This window comes from Rufibacter soli, from assembly GCF_054781795.1.
Genome location: NZ_BAAGTS010000005.1, coordinates 432,355 through 450,125, shown reverse-complemented (window position 1 = coordinate 450,125; position 17,771 = coordinate 432,355). Strand labels below are relative to the sequence as shown.

14 protein-coding genes are annotated in these 17,771 nt (G+C 52.4%); 6 read left to right on the top strand and 8 right to left on the bottom strand.

Annotation, left to right across the window (positions count from 1 at the left end; translation table 11 throughout):
• Positions 1-78: 78 nt before the first annotated feature.
• The 3 genes from ACYVJQ_RS16350 to ACYVJQ_RS16340 form a co-directional block, all read right to left on the bottom strand.
• Positions 79-1,002, bottom strand: a complete 924-nt coding sequence (locus ACYVJQ_RS16350; protein ID WP_460894182.1) for a DUF808 domain-containing protein — start codon at positions 1,000-1,002, stop codon at positions 79-81.
• Between the two features lie 303 nt (positions 1,003-1,305).
• A complete protein-coding gene (gene cysK / locus ACYVJQ_RS16345) occupies positions 1,306-2,220 on the bottom strand; it encodes a cysteine synthase A (RefSeq protein WP_460894181.1) in 915 nt (304 codons plus the stop codon).
• A 109-nt stretch (positions 2,221-2,329) separates the two neighbouring features.
• Positions 2,330-3,163 carry a serine O-acetyltransferase gene (locus ACYVJQ_RS16340; RefSeq protein ID WP_460894180.1) on the bottom strand — a complete coding sequence of 278 codons (834 nt, stop codon included), beginning with the start codon at positions 3,161-3,163 and terminating at the stop codon, positions 2,330-2,332.
• Between the two features lie 272 nt (positions 3,164-3,435).
• On the opposite strand from ACYVJQ_RS16340, the gene ACYVJQ_RS16335 reads away from it, so the two are divergent.
• Positions 3,436-5,289, top strand: coding sequence for an ABC transporter ATP-binding protein (locus ACYVJQ_RS16335; protein ID WP_460894179.1), 1,854 nt, complete (start codon positions 3,436-3,438; stop codon positions 5,287-5,289).
• A gap of 602 nt (positions 5,290-5,891) precedes the next feature.
• On the opposite strand, the gene ACYVJQ_RS16330 is transcribed toward ACYVJQ_RS16335, so the two are convergent.
• A complete protein-coding gene (locus tag ACYVJQ_RS16330) occupies positions 5,892-7,073 on the bottom strand; it encodes an MFS transporter (RefSeq protein ID WP_460894178.1) in 1,182 nt (393 codons plus the stop codon).
• A gap of 159 nt (positions 7,074-7,232) precedes the next feature.
• Here ACYVJQ_RS16330 and ACYVJQ_RS16325 point away from each other — a divergent pair, with 159 nt between their 5' ends.
• Together ACYVJQ_RS16325 and ACYVJQ_RS16320 are read left to right on the top strand one after the other, a co-directional pair.
• Positions 7,233-9,179, top strand: a complete 1,947-nt coding sequence (locus ACYVJQ_RS16325) for a peptidylprolyl isomerase (RefSeq protein WP_460894177.1) — start codon at positions 7,233-7,235, stop codon at positions 9,177-9,179.
• A 98-nt stretch (positions 9,180-9,277) separates the two neighbouring features.
• On the top strand, positions 9,278-10,123 hold the full coding sequence (locus ACYVJQ_RS16320; RefSeq protein WP_460894176.1) for a hypothetical protein: 846 nt from the start codon (positions 9,278-9,280) through the stop codon (positions 10,121-10,123).
• 237 nt (positions 10,124-10,360) lie between these two features.
• On the opposite strand, the gene rsmG is transcribed toward ACYVJQ_RS16320, so the two are convergent.
• The 3 genes from rsmG to ACYVJQ_RS16305 all read right to left on the bottom strand — a co-directional run bounded on the left by rsmG (position 10,361) and on the right by ACYVJQ_RS16305 (position 13,134).
• A complete protein-coding gene (rsmG, locus tag ACYVJQ_RS16315; RefSeq protein WP_460894175.1) occupies positions 10,361-11,002 on the bottom strand; it encodes a 16S rRNA (guanine(527)-N(7))-methyltransferase RsmG in 642 nt (213 codons plus the stop codon).
• Between the two features lie 402 nt (positions 11,003-11,404).
• On the bottom strand, positions 11,405-12,013 hold the full coding sequence (locus ACYVJQ_RS16310; RefSeq protein ID WP_048921458.1) for an RNA polymerase sigma factor: 609 nt from the start codon (positions 12,011-12,013) through the stop codon (positions 11,405-11,407).
• Positions 12,004-13,134 carry a glycosyltransferase gene (locus tag ACYVJQ_RS16305; RefSeq protein ID WP_460894174.1) on the bottom strand — a complete coding sequence of 377 codons (1,131 nt, stop codon included), beginning with the start codon at positions 13,132-13,134 and terminating at the stop codon, positions 12,004-12,006. The genes ACYVJQ_RS16310 and ACYVJQ_RS16305 overlap by 10 nt, the downstream gene beginning before the upstream one ends.
• A gap of 170 nt (positions 13,135-13,304) precedes the next feature.
• On the opposite strand from ACYVJQ_RS16305, the gene tgt reads away from it, so the two are divergent.
• From tgt to ACYVJQ_RS16290, 3 genes are all read left to right on the top strand, one after another.
• Positions 13,305-14,435, top strand: coding sequence for a tRNA guanosine(34) transglycosylase Tgt (gene tgt, locus ACYVJQ_RS16300; RefSeq protein WP_460894173.1), 1,131 nt, complete (start codon positions 13,305-13,307; stop codon positions 14,433-14,435).
• A 110-nt stretch (positions 14,436-14,545) separates the two neighbouring features.
• A complete protein-coding gene (locus ACYVJQ_RS16295; protein ID WP_460894172.1) occupies positions 14,546-15,622 on the top strand; it encodes an LptF/LptG family permease in 1,077 nt (358 codons plus the stop codon).
• Positions 15,623-15,957: 335 nt separating this feature from the next.
• Positions 15,958-16,896 carry a DMT family transporter gene (locus ACYVJQ_RS16290; RefSeq protein ID WP_460894171.1) on the top strand — a complete coding sequence of 313 codons (939 nt, stop codon included), beginning with the start codon at positions 15,958-15,960 and terminating at the stop codon, positions 16,894-16,896.
• Here the strand turns inward: ACYVJQ_RS16290 and ispE are convergent.
• On the bottom strand, positions 16,873-17,685 hold the full coding sequence (gene ispE, locus ACYVJQ_RS16285; RefSeq protein WP_460894170.1) for a 4-(cytidine 5'-diphospho)-2-C-methyl-D-erythritol kinase: 813 nt from the start codon (positions 17,683-17,685) through the stop codon (positions 16,873-16,875). The genes ACYVJQ_RS16290 and ispE overlap by 24 nt on opposite strands.
• Positions 17,686-17,771: the final 86 nt, after the last annotated feature.

Sequence of the window (17,771 nt, the reverse complement as noted above, 5' to 3'; positions counted from 1 at the left end):
ATGAAATGATTTTCTATGCAAAAAGAAGGGCCGGCTACGTAACGCAACCGGCCCTTCTTTTCTTGAGCAATCCTTTCTTTACCCTTTTTTGAACATTGGCCGCACCAGCCGCACGATCTTATCAATAAAGAAACCTAACACCAGACCGCCCAGGGCCAGTACAATTACTTTCACTATCCAGGCCAGGGCCGGAATACCAGAAAGTGAGTGCTCTAAACTCTCCAGGGGATGATGCAGAAACGGAAGACCATGGGCAATGATTTCAGCACCTACCCAGAGCATAGCCGCCGTACCCACGTACCCCAGAATAGTGAGGAAATGCGGCATGAACTTGACAATTCCGCGCCCTACCTTTCTGGTAGCCGCGTGATACTTTTCCTGCGCCATGTGCACCCCTATGTCATCGGCTTTCACAATTAGGCCCACAAACCCGTAAACTGCCGCGGTGATGAAGATGGCCACACTGGCCATGACCACAATCTGGTTGGTGATTGGCTTATCTGCCACGGTAGAATAGGCAATGGCCATAATCTCTGAAGAAAGGATCAGGTCTGTGCGCACCGCGCTGTCTACCCGCTCTTTCTCCAACTCCTCAGGGGTAGTGACTTCTATGTCGGCGCTGTTTTCGTTGTGGTCATGCGGGTGCTTGCTGAGCAAGGAATGCACCTTCTCATATCCCTCAAAGCACAGGTAAGACCCACCCATCATAAGAATAGGCGTAATGGCCCAGGGCGCGAAGAACCCCAGCAACAGCGCCGCCGGAGCCAGGAAAACCAGTTTATTGATAACCGACTTTTTAGCGATCTGGTAAATAATGGCCAGCTCCCGCGAGGGGTCAAGCCCTACCACGTATTTAGGCGTCACGGCCGTGTCATCTATGACAATGCCGGAAACCTTGCCTGTGGTTTTGGCCACCTGCGTAGGCACGTCATCCAGGCTGGCGGCACTTACTTTCACGAGGGCTGCTATATCATCTAAAAGCGCAAGGAGGCCTGAAGCCATAGTATTGAGTTGGGTTAAGGGAGAAATTCAAAGTAATTATGTGCTGAACGTTTTTAAAGCTTATGAGTTCTGGTGGACCAGAAGCCTGCCTTTGGTTCTCTACACAGGCAAAACGCCCTCCAAAGGTAATTGAACCATCCTGAAACGCAATAAATCCATCCCGCTCAGCGGGCATCTTTCCTTTGGCCTTAAGGGCATTTTGTTAGGATTTTCTGTTTTGGGCCCGTTTTCCGGAAAACGGGCCCAAAACAGAAAGCCCCCTCTGAGAACGTCAGGGGAGGCTTTGCAAGCGGGTTAGCAAGATTATACAAACAACCCTTCTACAGACAGGTAGCGCTCACCGGTATCATAGCAGAAGGTAAGTACCCGCGCGCCCGGCTCTATTTTTGGCAGTTGCTGCGCCACGGCAGCCAGCGAGCCACCAGAGGAGATACCCACAAAGATTCCTTCTTCCTTAGCGGCCCGGCGGGCATAGTCAAAGGCTTCCTGCTGGGTGATCTGGATCACGCCGTCCAGCAAAGTAGTATCCATGATTTTAGGGATAAAGCCCGCGGCCAGGCCCTGGATGGGGTGCGGGCCAGGGGTACCGCCGCTCAACACTGGTGACAAGGTAGGCTCTACGGCAAATACCTTCAGGTTAGGGAATTTCTGCTTCAGGACTTTGGCCACGCCGGTAATGTGCCCACCGGTGCCCACGCCGGTAATCAGGTAGTCAACCCCGTCTGGGAAGTCCTGCAGAATCTCCTGGGCCGTGGTCTCCATGTGCACCTGCGTGTTGGCCTCATTCTCAAACTGCATGGGAATCCAGGCATTGCCGTCCTCGGCGGCCAGTTCATGGGCCTTTTCAATAGCGCCTTTCATACCCTTCTCGCGTGGAGTCAATTCCAGATCGGCACCGTAGGCGGTCATGAGTCGGCGGCGCTCAATAGACATGGACTCTGGCATGACCAGCGTTAACGGATGGCCTTTCACGGCGGCTACCATGGCCAGGCCAATACCGGTATTGCCCGAGGTGGGCTCAATGATGCGTCCCCCGGGTTTCAACAGGCCGCGTTGCTCGGCGTCTTCAATCATGGCCAGCGCAATGCGGTCTTTGATGCTGCCCCCTGGGTTTGCCCGCTCCAGTTTCATCCATACCTGGGCATCGGGTCCAAATAACCGGTTAATACGTACCACCGGGGTGTTGCCAATGGTCTGTAAGATGTTTTCTGCTTTCATATAAGTTCTTAATTCAAATGGCGTTTTAAAAGGCCCCTGGGTAAAATGGGCAGCAATATTTCCCTACCTCTAGGAGGATACTAGACTAAACAGGAAAAAATAAATCAGGTTAAATAGAGAAGTCCAAGACGTTCTCAGGGGCTTCAGAACGGCTTACTTTTATCTGGGCCCTATGGTATAGCCTGGAATAAGGAGGTACGCTTTCAGTGAGCCATACGTTACCGCCAATAATACTATGCGACCCGATCACCGTATGCCCCCCTAAAATAGTGGCGCCGGCATAAATGACCACGTGGTCTTCCAGAGTGGGGTGGCGCTTAAGGTCGGCCATGTTTTTGGCTACGCTCAGAGCGCCCAGGGTTACGCCCTGGTACAGCTTCACGTATTTGCCAATAACGGTGGTCTCCCCTATCACAATGCCCGTGCCGTGGTCAATGCACACCGGGTAACTAATTTTCGCCCCCGGGTGAATGTCAATGCCCGTGCGGCTGTGCGCCGATTCTGAGAGGATGCGTGGCAGCAGCGGCACTCCCGCCTGGTAGAAGAAATGCGCGATACGGTACACGGCCAGGGCGTAGAAACCAGGGTAAGAGCGCATCACCTCCTCTAAATGGCGGGCAGCCGGGTCTTCTTCCAGAATAAACTGGGCATCGGCTATGAGTTGTTCGTGCAGGCGTGGCAGCTCAGCCATGAACTGCGCCACGGTTTGGGCGGCCGGGGCCGGGTTCAGGTGCAGAATCCCTTCCAAAATGGACTCCAGTTCCTTTTCCAGAAAGCGGGCTTCCTGCGCCAATTCCTGCGCTGAGGCAATGGGTTGCTCCGCCAAAGGCGGAAACAGCATCTGCAGCAACCGGTCCAAGAACTGGCAGAGCAACGCGGTAGGTACCCGTACCTGGTTTTGCTGGTGAAGCCCCCAGAGCCGTTGTAAAAATGATTCTTCCATATAGGTATCCTTACGGGATTTAAGCTAAAAGCAGCCGTCTGTTATCTTCTTTCTAACGTGGCAAAGGTAAGGCCACTTCCCCTGGAAATAGCCAACCCTTGGTTTCTTCCAGTATAGCTGTCGCGTTTCGGGCCTGTTTTCCTAAAAACAGGCCCAAAACGCGACAACGACCAAATGCCTATCTTTTTACTTACGGCCTTCTTACCTGCTTTCTTTTTTTCCGTTTTGAAACAATACGCGTAAGTAAAGGCTTTCCTGTAACTTCACGGCCTATGGCATTCTGGGATAACATCTTCGGCAAAAAACCGCCGCAACAAGGCAAACCGCAGCTTTCTGTGCAGCAGCGGGTAAGCGCCTTGAAACATTTGCCGCCCTTCCTGAAAATGGTGTGGCAGACCAACCCGCGCATGGCCATGGTCAACGTGGTGCTGCGCCTGTTCAGGGCGGCCGTGCCTTTGGCGATGCTCTACGTGGGCCAATTAATCATTGACGAGGTGCTGCGGCTTACCCAAACCGATGACAAGCTGCTGGGTTATCTGCTCACGCTGGTGGCCATTGAATTCGGGTTGGCGGTAGTCTCCGATTTCCTGAACCGAGGCATTGCGTTGATTGACGGGCTCCTGGGCGATCTGTTTGCGAACCAATCCTCCATCCGGCTCATGGAGCACGCCGCCGAGCTGGACCTGGACCAATTTGAGGATTCTGCCTTCTATGACAAATTGGAGCGCGCCCGCCGCCAAACCTTAAGCCGAACCATTCTCATGAGCCAGGTGCTGGGCCAGATGCAGGATCTTCTCACCATGGTTTTTCTGGCGGCTGGTTTAATAGCGTTTTACCCTTGGTTATTGCTCCTGCTGCTGGTGGCGGTATTACCCGCTTTCCTGGGCGAGTCACACTTCAATGAGCGCAGTTACTCCCTGGTGCACGGCTGGACCCCGGAACGCCGCGAACTGGATTACCTGCGCCAAACCGGAGCCAGTGATGACACGGCCAAGGAAGTGAAGATCTTCGGGCTTTCAGATTTCCTGACCAACCGGTTTAGGGAGCTTTCCACCCAATTTTACCTGGACAACAAGAAACTGGCTACCCGCCGGGCCGGCTGGGGGAGCGTATTTGCGGCCTTAGGCAGTGCCGGCTATTACGGAGCGTATGTCTACCTGGTGCTACAGACGGTTAAAGGGCAGGTTTCTTTGGGGCAGCTCACGTTTTTAGCCGGTTCCTTTATGCGCCTGCGCGGGTTGCTGGAATCTGTGTTGAACCGGTTCACCAGCGTGGCCGAGGGCGCCTTGTACCTGCAAGATTTCTTTGACTTTTTTGAGCTGCAGCCTCGTATTAAACGCCAGCCTACGGCCCCTCCTTTCCCTAAGCCTATCCAACACGGCTTCACCTTTGAGAACGTGGGTTTCCAGTACCGAAACTCAGAAAAGTGGGCCATCCGGAACCTAAATTTCACGCTGCATGCCGGCGAGAAACTGGCGCTGGTAGGCGAGAATGGCGCCGGCAAAACCACGCTGGTCAAGCTCCTTTCCCGCCTCTATGACCCTACCGAAGGCCGTATCCTGCTAGACGGTGTAGACCTGAAGGAATATGATCCAGCGGAATTACGCCGCGAGATCGGCGTGATTTTCCAGGATTTTGTGCGGTTCCAGATGACGGCCGGCACCAATATCGCCATTGGCCGCATTGACCAGAAAGAGAATAAACCCCGCATTGAATCCTCGGCGCAGCAAAGCCTGGCAGATACCGTCATCTCCAAACTCCCCGAAGGCTATGACCAGGTGATTGGCCGCCGTTTCAACAAGGGCGTAGACCTGTCTGGCGGCGAATGGCAGAAAATAGCCCTAGGCCGCGCTTACATGCGTGATGCGCAGCTTTTGATCCTGGACGAGCCCACCGCCGCCCTGGACGCCCGCGCCGAGCACGAGGTGTTCCAGCGTTTTTCAGAACTTACCAAAGGCAAGACCGCCGTGCTTATCTCCCACCGTTTCTCCACCGTGCGCATGGCGGATAGGATTCTGGTGATTGAGAACGGGCAGTTTGTGGAGTTAGGCTCACATGAGGAGCTGCTGGCGAAAGGTGGCCGCTATGCGGAGTTGTTTAGGTTACAGGCAAAGGGGTATTTATAGGGAGTTCTGAGTCGCGAGTCTTGAGTCGCGAGTTCAGCCCCAGGTTTTCGCCGTTGTTGGTGTTCTCACTTACAACTTAAACTGCTTCTCGCTTGGCAAAAGGCTCGTGCATCCAGTTTGCCTTCCCCTTGGCTTGACCGCTTTCCTAGGGCTTCATGGACTGTGATGTTTCATCTCTTCCCTCCGAGCGCTCACGGCCCCGCCTTCCGCCCTCGCGCTGTACCCTCTCTCCTGGCCCTGTAGGGCCTGCCGCATCCGCAGCACCGGGTCGAGTGCTAGGCGCTCAGACGAAAGGCTGGAAACAGGAAGGCGTGGAGGAACCGTTTAGGCAGATGGGGTTTTAAGCCTGTTTTCCGGAAAACAGGCCCAAAACGTGATACCGTTCATTCACAGCAGACTCTCCCCTTGAGGGGAGCGTAGAGGGGTGTTTACACAGGAGAGCCCGCTTTACAGATTCAACGCATGGCCCTCTTCCTCGTCCCCCTTTGAAGGGGGTAGGGGGATGATGCACGCATTTCCAACTCAGGACTCGAGACTCGGGGTAGCCGCCTCCGTTTTCCGCAAAACAGCCCAAAAACAAAAGCGTCGCTAAGCGATTAACCCTAAACCGCCTCTTCTTCCCGCTTCGGGAATTTCCCCAATAGCACAAACAGGAACGCCAGCAGGCACAGCGCGGCGGCGGCCCAGAAGACGTATGGGATGGCCTCTACCCGGTTGTCGTAGACTGAGGCTGAGAGGAAGGCACCCAGGCCTATGCCGGCTTCCAGGGCGATGTAGACGGTGGCCATGGCACGGCCGCGGCGGTTGGCGTGGCTGAGGTCGATGGTCCAGGCGTAGAGCGTGGGCGAGTTCATGCCGGTACCAATGCCGTATAGCACTGCGGCCCCCAGGAACATCGCTTTTGAATCGGCAAAGCCGAGGACCAGCATGCCCAGGGCCATGATGAACGTGGAGATGCGTAGCACTGGCACCCGCCCGAATCGGTCTGAGGCGCGACCCGCCAGGAACCGGATACCGATGGACGAAACGGTGTAGAAGGTAAAGAACAGGCCTTTGTTGGCAATGCCCAGGTGCTGGCTAAAATCTGGAGTAACGGTGAGCACCGCGCCGTAGCAAAACAGCGTAAGCAGCATCACCACGAAGGGAGGCCAGACCAGCGGCTCGAAAATCTCATCCTTCTTAATGCGCAGCAGTCCCAGCCTGAATTTCTGCGGATTCACCAGCGTCTCTTTCTGGTTCAGTAGCACCAATACCGCCAAAAGGGCCATGCCCGAGGAGGCGTAAAAAAGCGCGTCCAGGGAAAAGTAACGGCTAAACTCGCCGCCAATGGCTGGGCCCGCCGCCAGGCCCAGGCTTCCAGCCAGACCGAAGACCCCGATGGCCGCTCCCCGTTTCTCCAGGGGCACTATGTCCGCAATGTAAGCAGATTCGCCGGTGGGCGTAAAACCAGTGGAAAAGCCATGCACAAGACGCAAAAGCAGGAAGGCCGTCACGGTGGTAAGCAAGGGGTAGAGCAGGCTGCACAGCACGCAGACCGCCACGCCAAAATAGATAACCGGCATGCGCCCGATGGTATCAGTGAGCTTGCCGGAGAACGGACGCGAGAGACCCGCAGTGATAGTGAAAAGCCCCACAATGTAGCCTTTATACTCGGCCCCTCCCAGGCTGGTGAGGAAATTAGGCAGTTCGGGGATGATCATGTTGAAGCTGGCCGAGAACAAAAAAGAGCTCAGACACAGCAACCAGAACCGGAGGGAATAAACGTCTGACGAAGCGGTAGGCATAACAGGGGCAAAGGTCTTAAAATTTGGCGCAGGCATCTTCCTGTTTTTACTCTATTTTCAGGAAAACAGTATAAAAACGCCGTTGGTTGGCGGCTTGTAGCCGGAGAGGTGCCGCAGAATCGGGTCAGTTTTGTATCTTCCCCAGCCCAACTACCACCTATGAACTACTCTTTTAACAATCTTGCTTCGGTTTTGCTTTTAGCCGCCGTGGCCTGTACTCCGCCTGCCCAGCAAAGCGGCAATAACACTATCAATAAATTCAGTGATGCCACCCTGCGCCGCATCTATACCTTGCAGGATGAGCGCAAAACCCAGGATCTGCTGCCTTTCCTGGCCCGCCCGGAGACTATGTATCGCCAGGAGGCCGCGCTAGCCTTCGGCTCAGTGCAGGACAGTACCGCCATTCCGGCTCTGAGTGCCTTACTGCAGGACCCGGAGGCCGAGGTGCGCATAGCCAGCGCCTATGCCTTAGGGCAGATTGGGAAACCCGCCGCCGAGCCTGCCCTCATGGAAGCCTATAACCGGGAACAGAATATTGCGGCCCGGGCCGAGATGCTGGAAGCCTGGGGAAAGTGCGCCACCCAGAACGGATTTGACATGATCGCTCGCTACAGCGCACAGCCCAATATGGAGGCCGCCCAAGCCTGGGCGCTCTACCGCGCAGGTCAACGCAAACTCAACCATGCCCCTGCCCTCTCCAAAGCGGCGGCTCTCTTAACCTCTGCCCAGGAAGATGCCCGCTTGGGAGCCGCGCATTTTGTAGGCCGAACCGCCAAGCTGGACCCCAGTAGTATCAAAGACCAGCTGTTTACCACAGTGCAGCAAGATAAAAGCGCCAACGTGCGCATGGCCGCTATGCTGGCTTTGGGCAAAATGAAAGATACCGTGGGCGTGGCCCAAGTAGTTAGCCAAGTTTTGCAGAAGGACGCTGATTACCGGGTGCGCCTGAGTGCGGTGAGGCCCATGAACCAGTTGGCCTACGCCGGGGTGCAGGCCGCTGCCTGGAATGCCCTGGCAGATGCGCACCCGCATGTAGCCCTTAGCGCCGCTGAGTATTTAGCTGCCAAAGCTCCTGCTGCAGAAGCTACCCGCTTGCAGGAAGCCGCGGCTAAACAGAAGGACTGGCGGGTGCGCGCTACCTTGTTTGGGGCAGCCTTGACGGCTACCCCTGCCGCGCAGAAAAGCGCCGTTAGCCAGCAAATAGTGCAGCGGTTTAAAGCCGCCGGCAACCCCTATGAGAAAGCAGCCTTACTTACTGCCCTCAGCAAAGACCAAAGCCAGTACCCGTTTATAGAACAGCAGACGTTTAATGCGCCGCACCCAGCGGTGAGTACCTCGGGCATAGAGGCGTTAGTAGCCATTAGGGGGCAGAAAGGATTTGAGGCCTCGGCCGCTCCGGCGTTTAACCAGTTGTTCAAGAAAGCTATTGCATCAGGTGACGTGGCCTTGGTGGGCATTGCCGCCGGTGCTATCCGCAACCCTGACCTGGGCCTGAAAAACGCCTACGCAGACCACTCCTTCCTGACCCAGGCCCGCGACAAACTCACCCTTCCCCGCGACATTGAAACCTACCTGGAATTGCAGAAAACCCTGGATTACCTGGAAGGCAAGGCCTCGGCGCCCACGCCGGCCACCCCTTTCACGCATCCCATCAACTGGGCCACAGTAAACAAGCTTGCCAAAAACCAGAAAGCCCGCCTCAAGACCTCTAAAGGTGATATCACGTTTGAATTGCTGGTGGAAGACGCGCCCGGATCGGTGGCTAACTTTGTGGAACTGCTTGAGAAAGGCTTCTACAACGGCAAGAACTTCCACCGGGTGGTACCCAACTTCGTGGCCCAGGGCGGCTGCCCGCGCGGCGATGGCTGGGGCTCTACGGATTACGCCATCCGTTCAGAATTTGCCAATTTGAATTACCTGGAAGGCTACGTAGGCATGGCCTCTGCCGGCAAAGACACCGAAAGCTGCCAATGGTTCATCACGCACTCCCCCACCCCACACCTGGACGGCAAATACACCATCTTCGCCCGCGTGGTGAAAGGCATGGACGTAGTGCACCAGCTGAATATTGGGGACAGGATTGAGAAGGTGGAGTTGGTGCGGTAGTAGCAAGACAATAATTTCATACTCCGTCTCTCTGTCATCCTGGAAGGATCTGGTGGGCGAACTAGATAGGCTTTTAATAAAAAGCATGCCCTTCAACTATGAATAACACCCTGAGGCTATTTTTGTCGGCAGCCCTTATCCTGGGGAGTAATTATCTGGGGCACGTGGCCGGGCCTACTTCTATACTTTTAACCCCAGTTATCATATTTATTATTTCATATCTATTAATAAAAGCAGATATGAAATTGACTTTCAAACTACTACTTATAATAGCAGCAATCATAGTAAATGATATGCTTGTAAAAACTTATGCTGGCGGAACACATGATTTAGCGGGTGCCGCATGGATTAACCTTTTCTCAATGTCAGGGCTGTTTTTAGCCGCCACCACCACATTCATTGATTTAATTAGGCAAAAGCAGTTAGTCTCAAAATCTCTTTTGTTTTCCGCTTTGCTACTAGTGATAGTTGGTGCTTACCTTTCCTATTTTGGGCTTTTCGGGCTAACTCAATTTTTGCCAGCAAGTAATTCTATAAAATCATCTAAGGAAAAGGGTGTTTTCAATAGTATGTTGAAGCTCTCGAACCATACCATAGTCTATGAAGCAGATACTATAAGTTTACTTTATGGATGGACAGAAGGTGAAAGAAGAATCAAGCATCAAAACCTCATTAAGAAGCAAGAACTTACTGGGCAAATAATCTATATTATTAAAGCTCATCACAATCTGAAGCCTTACCTATCTTCTGTTTATTATAAAGTAAATAGCGATGATGTTAATGGAGCAATCCCAATTGATTCTACAATAACTTTTACTTTACCTAAGTCAGACTCATTGGTATATCTGACCTTTTTTAAGCTGAGAAGTTCAATTGATAATGACACTATTGTAAAGGTAATAAAGGTAACTAACCTGGAACAGGCTTCATTCCATGGCCTTTAAGAATTCTATCAGCACGGTTGAACTAACGCTTATTCACCGCCACCCTAGTTCGCTCACAAGGTCCTTTCAGGATGACAAAAGAGAAATAAATCTTGCCTATCAAAAAAGGTTCAAAGGATTTAAAGGCACAATCCTCACCATTAATATTAAATGAGAAAGCCACTCCCAAGGGAGTGGCTTTCTCATTTAATAAAACTCTATTTGAAGCCTGTTTTCCCAAAAACAGCCCCAAAACGCTTATGCCGTAGGATGTTGCGGCACAAACACCACTTTCTTCGTCTCGAAAAATTCCTCCTGGAAATACTGGTTCAGGTCAAATACCTGGTGCACTAGGCCTGACTCGGCTAGTTCCTCAGAGAGGTCGCCGCCTTTGAGGTAGTAGAGGCCCTGCTCTGGCACAGATTCCTTCTTGAAGCTGAACTGAATCCATTGGTAAAAAGTAGCCAAGCGGGCGACGGCGCGGCTGACAATGAAGTCATACTTCTCATGCACCTGTTCGGCGCGGATGTGGCTGGCACGCACGTTCTGCAGTTTCAGTTCATGGGCAATTTCCTCTACCACGTGTATTTTCTTGCCTATGGAATCTACCAGGTGAAACTTCACCTCGGGGAACAGGATGGCTAAAGGTAAACCTGGCAAGCCGCCGCCCGTGCCCACATCCATGACAGAGGTGCCCGCTGGAAACTGCACTACCTTGGCAATGCCTATGGAATGCAGCAGGTGATTCACCATCAGGTTCTCGGTGTCTTTGCGCGAAATCACGTTGATTTTCTCGTTCCACTCCACGTACAGCTTCGCCAGGCGCGCAAACTGCTGCTTTTGCTCTGGCGTGAGGTCAGGAAAATAATGGGTCAGGATATTCACCGAGGCTGCGTTCATGGGTCAAAGATAGCATATTGAGTTCTGAGTTCTGAGTCTTGAGTCCTGAGTTTGCACAAGGGCGTTGCCTGTTTCGTGTTTTGAGCCTGTTTTTCAGAAAACAAGCTCAAAACGCATAACATGTAGGAACAGGGCTTGACCTGCCCGAAACGGCCATGTAGTAAGAAGTATCTCATTGAAAACTGCTTTACTTTCTCCAAAATGAAAGGCAGTTCTTTTTGGCAGGCGCAGGTTGCGTAGGGCACCGCACCGGACAGGTCGCGACCTGTCCCTACATGCTATGCGTTTTGGGGATGTTTTCTCAAAAACAGCCCTAAAACAAAGAGAGCAGCCTTAGGGGCTGCTCTCTTTATAACGTCACAAGAAAAAGTCTTACGTCTTATACCCTGTGTCTTAGATCCCTTAAATAAGGTGCTTCTTGTTTTTCACCATGTCATAGAGCAACTCGCGGGCGCGGTGAAGCTGGGCCTTTACGGTACCCAGGGGAGCGTTCAGTTCGGTGGCTATTTCCTCGTAAGAAAGCTCGTCAAAGTAACGGAGAGTCACCAGGCGTTGGTATTTGTCTGGCAGCTTGCTCACAATGTACTGCATGATCTCAATCTTCTGGTTCTTGATGGCCGTTTCCTGCGGATTGAGGTTATTGTCTTTGAAATCAATAGTGATCTCATCGCCGTTGTCGATCTTGATGGCTGAGTCAATGCTCATGGTCTTGATCTTGTTCTTCCGGATGAAGTCAATACAGTTGTTGGTAGCAATTCTAAACAGCCAGGTACTAAAGGCGTACTCTGGGTTGAATTTATGGAGGTTACGGAAGGCTTTCGCGAATGCTTCAATGGTGAGATCCTCAGCGTCATCGGCGTTGCGCACCATCTTCAAGACCACGTGATAAACTGGCTTCTTGTAAATCTGCATCAGCTCTGCGTAGGCCTTCTCATCCCCCTCCTCTACCGCTGACTGGATCAGTTTAAAATCGTGTTTCGCTTTCGCGGAAAATTGCTTGTTTACTTCCATCTTATCTTTTTAGTCATTAATACAGAGATGCCAATCCCTATATAGTTGAGATAATACCCTAGTTCCAGAACGGGCAAGAGCCACCATTTAAACGGGTCTTGCAGTCGGCGGGCCACCGCCATGTAAATTACCCAGACCGCCACGTACCTTGCTCCAATAATAACGCCAACATAAGGCGTTTGGTGCTGCAAGCCTAAAAGAACTAGTGATATTATATAAAATAATATATTTGACAGGACAAAAAGTCCGATTCTGAAGCGCTCTACACCTGCGTACTGCCGGCCGGCTGCCATGTGTCTGCGTTTCTGCCTCCACCAGCTGCGCCACTTCGTTTCAGGAAAACTCTGCGTGTGGCTTTCAGCGTCTAGCATGATTTGCACCGTTGAATGCCGCGCGGCCTCCTGCACAAACAAATCATCGTCGCCACCCAGCGACCTAATGTGGGAGGAAAACCCTTTATTCCGGAAGAAAGTCGATTTTGTATAGGCGAGATTACGGCCAACACCCATGTACGCTTTGCCCCGCTTGGCAAACGACAGATACTGCATCGCGGTCAAGAAGGTTTCAAACCGAATCAAACTATTTAAGAATCCATATATCTGCATATACGGAGAAACGCCTAAAACGATGTCATGCCCGCCCACAAAACCACCAGCCATGCGCTGGGCCCAATGGTTAGAGGCCGGCCGGCAATCTGCGTCTGTGAAGAGAAGGTGCTCATTTTGAGCCGCTTTCACGCCCAGAAAGAGAGCATACTTCTTAGGGCTCATGAACGGCGGCGTTTCTTTTACCCGCACTAATTTTAGATGTGGGTTTTCCAATTGGTATTCTTTTACCAGCACATGGGTGCCGTCCCAGGAGCGGTCATCAATCAAGATCACCTCATAGGGTTGCGGGTATTCCTGTTGCAGCAGCAAAGGCAGCAGTTCCTGCAGGTTCTCTACTTCATTGTGGGCGGCAACCAGAATGGAGAGCGGCGGCAAGGCGGCAGGGTCCTGCGGCACGGGGTCTTTCTGGAACGCCAGCGGCAGGAAGTAATACAACTCATAAAAAAACTGCACCAGCACGCAGGCACCTAGCAAGTATAGGAGAAAATTCTGAAGTAGAAGTGTGTAATCCAAGGCGAAATAAAACTGAAACCAAAAATAGCACAAATTTTGGTGTGCCCCGCAACGCCCGGGCGGTGAAACGGGTGGTTGTTTGTATCTTTGCCGTTTGGAGAAGCGGTTACAGCCAAAAGCCTGGTACATAACCTCACAAGAAGGCTTCTCCAGCACTTTACCCATTGCACATGACCTTTGATTTAGTAGCGAAAGATCCCGCTTCCAAAGCCCGGGCTGGCGAATTAACCACCGCCCACGGCACCATACAGACCCCTATTTTTATGCCGGTGGGTACCGCCGGCACCGTAAAGGCCGTGCACCAGCGCGAACTCAAAGAAGACGTAAAAGCCCAGATCATTTTGGGCAACACCTATCACCTGTATTTAAGACCAGGCCTGGGCGTGCTGGAGAAAGCCGGCGGACTGCACAAATTCAACGGCTGGGATTTCCCCATTCTCACTGACAGCGGCGGGTACCAGGTGTTCTCTCTATCAGGCACGCGTAAGATCATTGAAGAAGGCGTAAAGTTCCGAAGCCACATTGACGGGTCCAGCCACCTGTTCACCCCAGAAAACGTAATGGATACCCAGCGCACTATTGGCGCCGACATTATCATGGCCTTTGACGAGTGCACGCCGTACCCCTGTGACTACCACTACGCCAAGAATTCCATGGAGCGCACGCACCGCTGGCTGCAGCGCTGCATAGACCGCTTTGACACCACAGAGCCTAAGTACGGGTATGAGCAGACGCTTTTCCCTATTGTACAGGGTAGTACCTACAAAGACCTGCGCATCCAGTCAGCGGAGATGATTGCCAGCAAAAACCGTCCGGGCAATGCCATTGGCGGTTTGAGCGTGGGTGAGCCTGCCGAGATGATGTACGAGATGACCGAACTGGTCTGCGATATACTGCCTGCTGATAAACCACGTTACCTCATGGGCGTGGGCACACCGGCCAATATCCTGGAGAACATTGCTTTGGGCGTAGACATGTTTGACTGCGTGTTGCCTACCCGTAACGCCCGCAACGGCATGCTGTTCACCACGCAGGGTATCATCAATATCAGGAATGAGCGCTGGAAAGAGGACTTCTCGCCAATTGACGCCGAGTTAGGCGGCTACGCCAGCACGTTCTACAGTAAGGCGTACCTGCGCCACTTGATGCACGCCACTGAGATGCTGGGCGCCCAGATTGCCAGTGTGCACAACATCACGTTCTACCTGTGGCTGGTGGGCCAGGCGCGGGAGCAGATCATAGCCGGCACCTTTGCTTCCTGGAAAGACCAGATGGTGAAGAAACTGATGACCCGTTTATAAGTAATTAAGAATTAATAATTAGGAATTAAGAATCGGGAAATCGTATTTCAACAAACCGTATTATTGAAGTCATTCCTACTTCTTACTCCTCAATTTGTAATTAAAGAAAGTTGAAGCTATTAGATAAATACATCCTTAAGAAGTTCCTGACCACGTTTGTGTTTGTGGTACTCATCTTGATGGCCGTGATCTGCGTGATTGACTTTGTGGAGAAGAACGATGACTTCATCCAGAATAATCTCTCGGTGAAGACGATTCTGTTTGATTACTACATCAACCTCATTCCGTTTTACGCCAACCTGCTCAGTCCCATCACGGTCTTCATTGCCACCGTGTTCGTGACGGCCAAGCTGGCGTCACACACGGAGATTGTGGCCATTCTGAGCAGTGGGGTTTCCTTTAAGCGTATGCTGGTGCCTTATATTATCGGCTCGGTGGTGATAGGCATCTTTATCTTCTTCTTCTCTTCCTATGTGATCCCGAACGCCAACAAAACCCGCGTGGCCTTTGAGATCAAGTACGTGAAGAACCCCTACACCTTTGAAGGCCGCAACGTGCACTTCCGCATCGGGCCAGACTCCTACGTCTACCTGGAGAGCTATAACAACCACGCCAACGTGGGCTACAAGTTCACCCTGGAAACTATCAAAGACCAGGAATTGATCCGGAAGCTTTCTTCAGAATCTATACGCTGGGACAGCACCAAACAGAAATGGCACTTGGACGCCTACACCCTCAGGGTCTTCAACGGCGACCAGGAAACCATCACCCACGGCGGAGCCATTGACACCACGCTTAACCTTCTGCCCAAAGACTTCGCCAGTACTTACCGCCTGAAAGAAACCCTCACCAACGCCGAACTCAACGCCCTGATCAAAGAAAAGCAGCTTCGCGGGGCCACGGACGTGGAAATGTACATGACCGAGAAATACGAGCGCATGAGCTACCCCTTCGCCATTACCGTCCTCACCGTGATTGGCGTGATTTTGAGTTCACGAAAGGTTCGTGGTGGGGTGGGCCTGCAGATAGCGCTGGGATTTGTGCTGGCCTTTATCTTCATCATCTTTGTGATGATGAGCCGAAGCCTGGCCTCCGTAGGCGGTATTCCGCCGCAGTTGGCCGCCTTTGTGCCGCTGGCTGTGTTTACCGTCATTGGCATAGTGCTCTACCGAACGGTACCGCGGTAGTTGTTAGTGATTAGTTCACAGTATTTCTCTAGCGCGAGTCTCCAGACTCGTGACTTGGGATGAAGTGAGTCTCCGGACTCACCGGGAACCACGGGCAAATTTTCCTGCCTATGGCCCGGAAGTAACTTCCGGGCCAAAGTGAAAGTGAAAGACCAGCAGTACCAATGTCGCTGCTGTCGCAGCGAAGGTAGTCTGGAGACTACCTGGCATCCTAAGTCACGAGTCTGGAGACTCGCGCCAGCACCTGAAGGAATATTTAACAGAAAGATAAAAGCGTTTTGGGCCTATTTTTAGAAAAACGGCCTTAAAACAGATTCATCCTTTATACCATCGTTTTGTCAGCTTCTCATTCTTCTACCCCCCGCTTCAAAGATTACCTGGAGCTCCATTTCATTATTCTGCTATGGGGTTTTACCGCTATTCTGGGCAAGTTGATCTCTATCCCGGCAGTGGAGTTAGTGCTCTACCGCACCATTCTGGCGGCCCTCGCGTTGGCAGTAGTGATCCGGTTCAGGGGTGGATCCTTTAAGATTGGCCGGCAGAACATTGTTAAGATTGTGGGCGTGGGTTTTATGATTGCTGCGCACTGGATTCTATTCTTCGCCTCGGCGCGGGTTTCCTCGGTGTCTATTTGTTTGGCAGGTATGTCTACGGCCAGCCTCTGGACCTCGCTGCTGGAACCTATGTTCACCAAAAAGAAGATTAAGCCGCATGAGGTAGGATTGGCTATTCTCATCATTATTGGCCTTTACATCATCTTCCGGTTTGAGTTTGACCACGTGGTGGGCATTAGCATGGCGCTGGGTTCGGCGTTTCTGGCCGCCTGTTTTACTATTATCAACAGCAACCTGACCAAGACCCACGCGCCGGCCACCATTACCTGTTATGAAATGGCGGGCGCTTTCCTGGCGACTGCGCTGTTTCTCCCCTTCTACCGCACCTGGATGACCGAGACCGGCACCCTCCACCTGGCGGTGAACTGGTGGGATGTACTCTGGATCATGATTCTAGCCCTAGTCTGCACCGTTTATGCCTATACCGGCGCCGTGCGCCTGATGCAGAAGTTCAGCGCCTATACCATGAACCTGACCGTGAACATGGAGCCGGTGTACGGCATCATTCTGGCTTGGTTTATCTTTAAGGAAGGCGAAAAAATGTCGGCAGGGTTTTATTATGGGGCCAGCATTATCCTGTTCAGCGTGTTTCTGCACCCTATTCTGGAAGCGGTGCGGAACCGTCGTATCAGAAGGCTACAGGACTCCCTGCCAAGTTGAGTACTCCCTCGGGAAAGGTAAGGGCTGCGCTGGCGCCGTCTTGAACAACCCGTACATGGTAGACCCAGACCCCGACATAGAGGCATACTCCGCCCCCATTCCATACAGCTGTTGTTTGATTTCCGGGAGCAGCGGGTATTTAGGGAACAGGCTCGCCTCAAAGTCATTCACCACAGTGTCTTTCCAGGTAGAGAGGTCCTTGGCCAAAAGCGTTTTGAGGCTGTTTTCCGGAAAACGCGGCAAAACCCCGGCGTAGGCCTCTGCGGTACTGATGGCCAGGTTGGGATAGACCAATACAATGTGCCAACCGCTTAGGTCTACAGAAATAGGCTCAAATACATCACCTTTCTCTACGGCCAGCACCGGTTTGTTTTGCACGAAGAAGGCGCAGTCGCTGCCTAACTGGCGTGCGTAGCTTTCCAGCTGTTCAGAAGAAAGACCAAGGTCAAAAAGGCTGTTCAGGAGTTTGAGGGTACAGGACGCATCCGAAGAGCCGCCACCTAGGCCTGCCCCCATGGGAATGACTTTGTGCAGGTGCATCTGGATAGGCGGCAACCCAAAATCTTTCTGCAGCAATTGATAGGCTTTCCAGCAAAGGTTGGCCATGGGTTCGCCTGGTACCGGCAAGCCGGAAAGGGTAAACGTAGATTCTCCTACCGCTGGCAGAATCTCCAGCGCATCGGTCCACTGCACGGGGTAAAAGCAGGACACCAGGTTATGGAACCCGTCGGGCCGTTTCTCCACCAACTGTAACCCCAGGTTTATCTTCGCGTTCGGGAATTGAATCATGCTGCAAGATAAGAGTTGTCAGTTACTAGTTGATAGTTGACCGTGTACCAGAAGCGAGGAATAGCAACAGAAGGACAAAATTAGTA

What these genes read in the sequence shown, in the direction of transcription:
- ACYVJQ_RS16330 (WP_460894178.1), bottom strand. Translation starts at nt 7,073, where the DNA reads ATGCCTACCGCTTCGTCAGACGTTTATTCCCTCCGGTTCTGGTTGCTG.
- ACYVJQ_RS16340 (WP_460894180.1), bottom strand. Translation starts at nt 3,163, where the DNA reads ATGGAAGAATCATTTTTACAACGGCTCTGGGGGCTTCACCAGCAAAAC.
- ACYVJQ_RS16350 (WP_460894182.1), bottom strand. Translation starts at nt 1,002, where the DNA reads ATGGCTTCAGGCCTCCTTGCGCTTTTAGATGATATAGCAGCCCTCGTG.
- ACYVJQ_RS16335 (WP_460894179.1), top strand. Translation starts at nt 3,436, where the DNA reads ATGGCATTCTGGGATAACATCTTCGGCAAAAAACCGCCGCAACAAGGC.
- ACYVJQ_RS16310 (WP_048921458.1), bottom strand. Translation starts at nt 12,013, where the DNA reads ATGGAAGTAAACAAGCAATTTTCCGCGAAAGCGAAACACGATTTTAAA.
- cysK (WP_460894181.1), bottom strand. Translation starts at nt 2,220, where the DNA reads ATGAAAGCAGAAAACATCTTACAGACCATTGGCAACACCCCGGTGGTA.
- ispE (WP_460894170.1), bottom strand. Translation starts at nt 17,685, where the DNA reads ATGATTCAATTCCCGAACGCGAAGATAAACCTGGGGTTACAGTTGGTG.
- tgt (WP_460894173.1), top strand. Translation starts at nt 13,305, where the DNA reads ATGACCTTTGATTTAGTAGCGAAAGATCCCGCTTCCAAAGCCCGGGCT.
- ACYVJQ_RS16320 (WP_460894176.1), top strand. Translation starts at nt 9,278, where the DNA reads ATGAATAACACCCTGAGGCTATTTTTGTCGGCAGCCCTTATCCTGGGG.
- rsmG (WP_460894175.1), bottom strand. Translation starts at nt 11,002, where the DNA reads ATGAACGCAGCCTCGGTGAATATCCTGACCCATTATTTTCCTGACCTC.
- ACYVJQ_RS16325 (WP_460894177.1), top strand. Translation starts at nt 7,233, where the DNA reads ATGAACTACTCTTTTAACAATCTTGCTTCGGTTTTGCTTTTAGCCGCC.